Annotated in this window: 4 protein-coding genes; 2 read left to right on the top strand and 2 right to left on the bottom strand. The window is 60.0% G+C overall.

Going from position 1 to position 6,213, the window contains the following annotated elements:
- Nucleotides 1-157 precede the first annotated feature (157 nt).
- The gene (gene hpnO, locus VNX23_RS12285) at nt 158-1,549 is read right to left on the bottom strand and encodes an aminobacteriohopanetriol synthase HpnO (RefSeq protein ID WP_325630355.1); all 1,392 of its coding nucleotides are present in this window, start codon (nt 1,547-1,549) and stop codon (nt 158-160) included.
- A gap of 124 nt (nt 1,550-1,673) precedes the next feature.
- Here hpnO and VNX23_RS12280 point away from each other — a divergent pair, with 124 nt between their 5' ends.
- Nucleotides 1,674-2,279: a DUF2147 domain-containing protein gene (locus tag VNX23_RS12280; protein ID WP_325630353.1), complete on the top strand. Its 606-nt coding sequence runs from the start codon at nt 1,674-1,676 to the stop codon at nt 2,277-2,279.
- Here VNX23_RS12280 and VNX23_RS12275 read toward each other — a convergent pair.
- Nucleotides 2,247-4,835: an MMPL family transporter gene (locus tag VNX23_RS12275; RefSeq protein ID WP_325630352.1), complete on the bottom strand. Its 2,589-nt coding sequence runs from the start codon at nt 4,833-4,835 to the stop codon at nt 2,247-2,249. The two genes, VNX23_RS12280 and VNX23_RS12275, sit on opposite strands and share 33 nt — an antisense overlap.
- A 429-nt stretch (nt 4,836-5,264) precedes the next feature.
- On the opposite strand from VNX23_RS12275, the gene ispH reads away from it, so the two are divergent.
- The gene (gene ispH / locus VNX23_RS12270; protein WP_325630350.1) at nt 5,265-6,191 is read left to right on the top strand and encodes a 4-hydroxy-3-methylbut-2-enyl diphosphate reductase; all 927 of its coding nucleotides are present in this window, start codon (nt 5,265-5,267) and stop codon (nt 6,189-6,191) included.
- The last annotated feature ends 22 nt before the right edge of the window (nt 6,192-6,213 follow it).

The raw sequence follows: 6,213 nt of genomic DNA, 5'->3' as shown, positions 1-6,213 counted from the left end.
AACCGAATTTCTGCGAAATCAGTTTGGTATCGCGACAGAACAATCCAGGCAGATCAGCGGTGAAATTGCTTCCCCCGGGGGAGATGAGCCTGACTGATTAACAAACTCGCGCCGCCACGGTTTACGGCGACGGTCATCGAGGCCATCGCTCCGCCTATTACGCCGACTTGCGCACGGCGTTGTCGACCAGCGTCTTGCCGAGCGACCAGATCGCGCCGGGAACCTTGTGGCTGGAGGCGATCACGGAATCGAACGCCGTCTCGATCCAGTTGCAGTCCTCTTCGGTGATGGTCAAGGGCGGCAACAGCTTGATGGTGTGGCTGCCGTGGCCGGACACCTGCGTCAGGATCTTGTGGTCCTTGAACAGCGGCACCGTAATCAGCTGACAGAACAGGCCCTTGTTGGCGGTTTCGAGCACATTCCATGAAGCCTTCAGCCGCAACGATTTCGGCGGGCCGAATTCCAGGCCGATCATCAGCCCCTTGCCGCGAACGTCCTTCAAGAACTCATAGCCCGGAACCATCCGGTTCAGCGCCAGCCGAAGCTCCGCGCCGCGCTTGGCCGCGGCCTCGATCAGCTTCTCGGATTTCAGAACCTCGAGCGTTGCGATTCCGGCCGCCATGGCGAGATCGTTTTTCGCAAAGGTCGAGCCATGAACCACCGCACGGTCCATTTGATTGAAAATCTTTTCGAACACGCTCTTGCGGGTGAGCAACGCACCGACCGGCACATGTCCGCCCGAGAGCGCCTTGGAAAGCAGCACGATGTCGGGTTCGACGTTCCAGTGCTCGACCGCAAGGAAGCGCCCGGTTCGACCCATACCGGTCTGGATTTCGTCGGCTACCATCAAGGTCCCGTACTTGCGGCAGAGCGCGGCCGCAGCAGGAAGAAATTCGTCGGTGGGCACGTTGACGCCCTTGCCCTGGATCGGCTCGACAATGAAGGCGGCGACTTCGCGCGAAGACAACGCCTGCTCGAGGGCCTCGAGATCGTTGAAAGGCACAGAAGTGCAGCCAGGCAGCAGCGGCTGGAACCCGGTGCGGAAGTTCGGATCATCGGTCAGGGAAAGGGCGCCGTAGGTCAGGCCGTGATAGGCGTGCGCACAATAGACGATGCCGGGCCGGCTGGTGGCGCAGCGGGCGAATTTAATCGCAGCTTCGACACATTCTGCCCCTGAATTGGCAAAAAATACCTTGTCCAGATATGGCACGTATTTGAGCAGGCGCTCGGCGAGCACGCCGGCGAGCGTCGAAACGTCGAGCTGCACGAGATTGGGCAGATCGCTGTCGAGCACGCTCTTCAAGGCCTGACGGAGCGCGGGATGGTTCCGCCCTATCGCAAAAACGCCAAAACCGCTGAGTAGATCGAGATAGCGAACGCCATCACGATCATACAAATACTGACCCTGACCCTTCTGGAAACCGACATCATAACCAATGGTTTTGAGGACCCGAACCAGTTGCTCATTCAGATGGCGCGCGTGCATGGAACTGCGCTGCGACTGCCGGTCCACAAACATCTCGGAGACGTCTAGATTTGAATATGGCATCAGCTACATACGTCGGTTGTTTGTCATTCCGTCAACTGAAAACGCCAAATGCGGCGTTTTGCCCCCCTTAAGATCATCCATTTAAGCACAGGTTCTAGCCATGTTGCACTGCCCTCGATACGTCATGCGTGAGTTAAGCAAAATAACTTCGATCGGGATATTCCTGGCTTCCGGCATTGCGTCCGCTTGCGCGGCCGACCCGACCGGCGACTGGCGGGTGGCCGATGGTGTCGCCAATATCCGAATCGCTGAATGCAACGGCAGCATGTGGGGCGTGGTTTCGTGGGAAAAGACCCCGGGAGGACGCGACAGCAACAATCCGGATGTCTCGAAAAGAAACAGACCCACCTTGGGCATGCCGATCCTGCTCGACATGAAGAAGAAGCCCGGCGCCGATCAGTGGCAAGGTCAGGTTTACAATGCCAAGGACGGACAAACCTACAGTTCGACGATCAAGCCGCTCGGGTCCGACCAGCTTGAAATTCAAGGCTGCATGCTGGGCTTTTTGTGCGGCGGAGAGACCTGGAGCCGCGTCGCGGGCCCCATTCCCTCAAGTCCCTCCAACAGCATGGCCAAGGGCTCCCCGAAAACCCAGGTCGCACCGAGGACCACCGGGTCGGTCAACCCTAACCCGGCTGCGAAGACATCCGGTCAAAAGCAGGCAACGGGGGCGACCGATGCGGTCGGCGACATTTGCCTACTCCCCGACATCGCGCGGTTTGCCCATTAACGCAGGCTGAAACAGCAGCACCGCGGCAAGCGTCGTGACGAGCGACAGCGCCAGCAGCTTGCCCATGCTCGCAGTCCCCGGATGGCTCGACAGCCAGAGGCTCCCGAACGCGGTGGCCGTCGTCATGGCGCTGAAAAATATCGCTCGCGTGAGACTGGATTGCAGCAGATTGGTCCTGCCCTCTCGCCACGCCGTCACATAATAGATCTTGAAGGCAACGCCGACACCGAGCAGCAGTGGCAACGCAACGATGTTGGCGAAGTTGAGCTTCAGCCCGATCACCACGCAGATTTCCAGCGTTACCGCGCCCGCCACCAACAGCGGCACCAGCGTCAGCAGCACGTCGGTGACGCGCCGCAGGGTCAGCCAGAGCAGCAGGCTGATCACGACCAGTGCCCAAATTCCGGCGTGGATGAATGCCTTCACGATCGTATCGCCGGACTTGAGAATCGAAACAGGACCACCGATGGCGGTCGGTTCGGCGGCGAGCACGGCAGCGGCAAACTTCCGTAGTGTCTCGTTGTCGTTGGGGTCGCCGCGCGGCTGCACCTCGACGCGCATCAAGCCGTCCTTGGTCTTCCATTCGCGTACCAGGTCGGCAGGCAGCGTTTTCAGGCTGACCGGCTTTGCCTCGAGCGCGTTCCTCAGCTGATTGAAAACGACCTTCAAAGGCGTGACGAAGATGGACTGCGTTTTTTCCCGCGTGGCTGCGTCGGAATGGGCAAGCTTGGAAAGGTCATCGGCCAGCCGCCGCGCCGCAACCGCCCCTGGCCCCGTCGCATCGCCGGCGGTCTTGCGCAGACTTTCAGCCGTCCCGTTCAGAGCCTCGACATTTTCCGCATCTGACGGCGGTTCGTCGATGGATTCGGGGTTGAGCGCAGGACCGAGAACCTTGGCGCCCTGGGCGATGAGCTTCAGCTTTTGCGGCTGATCGTCAGGCACAAAACTGTCCAGCGAGATCACGCGCAGCACTTCCGGCAACTTTGAAAGCCGGGCTTCGATCTTCCTGGCGTCGGCTTCGGAGTGGGTCAGCACGTTGATGGCGTTGGCGCCCGTGTTTGGATCCTTTCTCAGATCGAGAAAGGTGGCGATCGATTCGACGTTGGGATTGCGCAGGTTGATCGGGTTGAAATCGAACCGCAGAAAATAAAGCAACGGCAGGCCGGCAGCCGCGATCAGCAGGGTGCCGACGACGATGATGACCCGGTGCCGTTCAAGGAACTGATCGAGCGGCGCCAGAAACGCATAGCCCACGGGCTCTTTTTCGCCGGGTGGATTGAGCAGGCTGAGCAAGGCCGGCAGCACGGTGATACTGGATAAGAAAGCAACCAGCATGCCCAGCCCCGCGATCTGGCCGAGTTCCGAGACGCCCTTGTAGTCGGTCGGCAGGAACGAAAGAAAACCGGCAGCGGTTGCCATCGCAGCCAGCGAGAGCGGGATTGCGGAGTATTCGGCCGCCTTCTCCAGCGCAATCTGCAGGTCGTTGCTCTTGAAGCGCTCCGAGCGGTAGCGGACGCTGAACTGAATGCCGAAATCGACGCCAAGGCCGACGAAGAGAACGGCAAACGCGATCGAAAGCAGGTTCAGCGAATGCACCATCATCAGGCCGAGCGCGGTTGTGATCGACAATCCGATGAAAAGATTCGCAAACACCGCTGCGATGATCTTCGACGAATGCAGCGCCACCCAGAGAATGAACAGCACGACGATGACCGTGCCGATCCCGTTGACGATCGCACCGTCCGCCACAGTCGAGAACTCCTCGTTGGCGATCGCAACCGGTCCGGTCAGCCTGACCCGTGCGCCAAATTCGCCGGCGAGATTGAGATCGCTGACAGCCTGCCTGATCGCATCGGTGGCCGCCTTGCCGGGCTCGAGCGCATTGAAATCGAGGATCGGCTTGAACTCGATGAAGGCGCGCCGGTCGGCATCGTTCAAAGGTTTTTCGCTGATGAGCTCACGCCAGGAGAACGTCGCATTCCCCTTGTTCAACACGTCCTCGACCGTCTGGGCGATCTGATTGAACGGCCGCGCCGTGCTGTCGAGCTTGACCTGACCGCGTTTGACGCCGGCCAGCGCTGTTTCCAGGGCACCCGTCAGTCCGCGCACGGAGGGATCGCCCGCCATGATCTCGATCAAGGGCGCGGCGGATTCGAACTGGCTGGTCAACTGCGCGACCTGGTCGGCGGGGAGAAACAACAGCCCATTCTTCTCGAAGAACTCTCCCCAGCCGAGCGGCTGGAGAGATTCGAAATGTTGCTTGTCGTCGGCCAGCTTGCCGTAAAGCGCGGCGGCCGCTGAGGTGGTGAGTTCCGGCGTCGGACCTTCCACCACGGCAAGGATCGTGCTGTCCCGGTCGAACGCGGCGTCGAACTGAATGTCACGCTGGCGCCAGTCCAGGTCGGGCGAAATCAGCGTGTTGATATCGGTGTTAATCTCAAAGTGGCGGGCCGTGTAGAAGCCGGCCGCGACCGCAAGAGCGAGTGCGATCAGGACAGTTGAGGCGGCAAACCGGGTGGAGACTTTGACAATCGAGATAACTATTCTTTTCAGCACATCTTCTCTTTCTGGGGTTTTCGGCCTGCCGGAAACGCCCGCTGTCTAGCGGAGTTCCGACCGTCAATCTAATGCCGTTTTTGACTTTTTCTTTCTTGTGTGCGGCAAAACTGGGCCAAAAGACGCCGAAGCCGGCTGGGTGGGCCGATGCCGCGGGTGGACCCGACGGAAGTGACGAACAAGTGAAGGGAAGCTCACTCGCGGCGACCTTGCCAGTATTATGATACCTAACCACATGCTCGGGCCGCTTCAGCGCGGCGGGCAGCGCAACCTTCTTTCGCGATCCGCCTTTCCTACCCGATGAATTTTTGACACAAAGCCCTGCGCCTCGATGGCGGCGGAACTTGGTACGGGTATGGCAGATATCCGGACCTGACGGAAAGACCGAAAAGACAATGAGAGTGGTGCAACTTGCGTAATGGGCGTCCCATGGAAGTGTATCTGGCGCAACCTCGCGGCTTTTGCGCCGGAGTCGTTCGCGCAATCGAAATTGTCGAGCGCGCGCTCGAGAAGTACGGGCCGCCCGTCTATGTGCGGCACGAGATCGTTCACAACAAGTACGTCGTCGAGAGCCTGAAGAACAAGGGCGCAATTTTCGTCGAGGATCTCTCCGAGGTGCCGCCGCGTGCCGTCACGGTGTTCAGCGCCCATGGCGTGGCGCGCAGCGTCGAGGAAGAAGCCGCCACGCGCGGTCTGCCGGTGCTCAACGCAACCTGCCCCCTGGTCACCAAGGTCCATAACCAGGGCAAACGCTATATGTCGAAAGGCCGAGCCCTCATCCTCATTGGCCATGCCGGGCATCCCGAGGTCGAGGGAACCATGGGCCAGGTTCCAGGCCCCGTACTGCTCGTTCAGAACGTCGACGATGTGGCGGCGCTGACACTCCCGAGCGACGCGCCGGTTGCCTACATCACCCAGACCACGCTCAGCGTCGACGATACCAAGGACATCATCGCCGCCCTCCAGCAGCGCTTTCCGGACATTCAAGGCCCGGACATCCGGGATATCTGCTATGCGACACAAAACCGGCAATCTGCGGTAAGGGACCTGAGCAAACTCGTCGACGTTATCCTGGTAGTGGGGGCCAACAACAGTTCCAATTCAAATCGGCTGCGCGAGATCGGCACCGAGGTCGGGGTTCCGAGTTACCTCATTGCCGATGGCAGCGAATTGAACCCTGAATGGCTCAAGGATGCCAAGGCCGTCGGCATCACGGCCGGTGCTTCGGCGCCGGAAGTGCTGGTTGACGACGTGATCGAGGCTTTGAGGCGCATCGGACCGGTAGCGGTTTCGGTGCTCCCGGGCCGCGAGGAAAATATCGAATTTCGGCTTCCAGTCGAACTGGCGGCGAGTTGATCAACTCTGAAAAATCACAAGT

The sequence above is a fragment of the Bradyrhizobium sp. genome (assembly GCF_035570375.1).
Lineage (GTDB): Bacteria > Pseudomonadota > Alphaproteobacteria > Rhizobiales > Xanthobacteraceae > Bradyrhizobium.
The sequence above is the reverse complement of the archived record's forward strand: the minus strand, read 5'-3'. Positions and strand labels throughout refer to the sequence as shown.

Excerpts from the sequence above, each read along its gene's own strand:
- hpnO (WP_325630355.1), bottom strand. The coding sequence starts at position 1,549 with ATGCCATATTCAAATCTAGACGTCTCCGAGATGTTTGTGGACCGGCAG.
- ispH (WP_325630350.1), top strand. The coding sequence starts at position 5,265 with ATGGAAGTGTATCTGGCGCAACCTCGCGGCTTTTGCGCCGGAGTCGTT.
- VNX23_RS12280 (WP_325630353.1), top strand. The coding sequence starts at position 1,674 with ATGCGTGAGTTAAGCAAAATAACTTCGATCGGGATATTCCTGGCTTCC.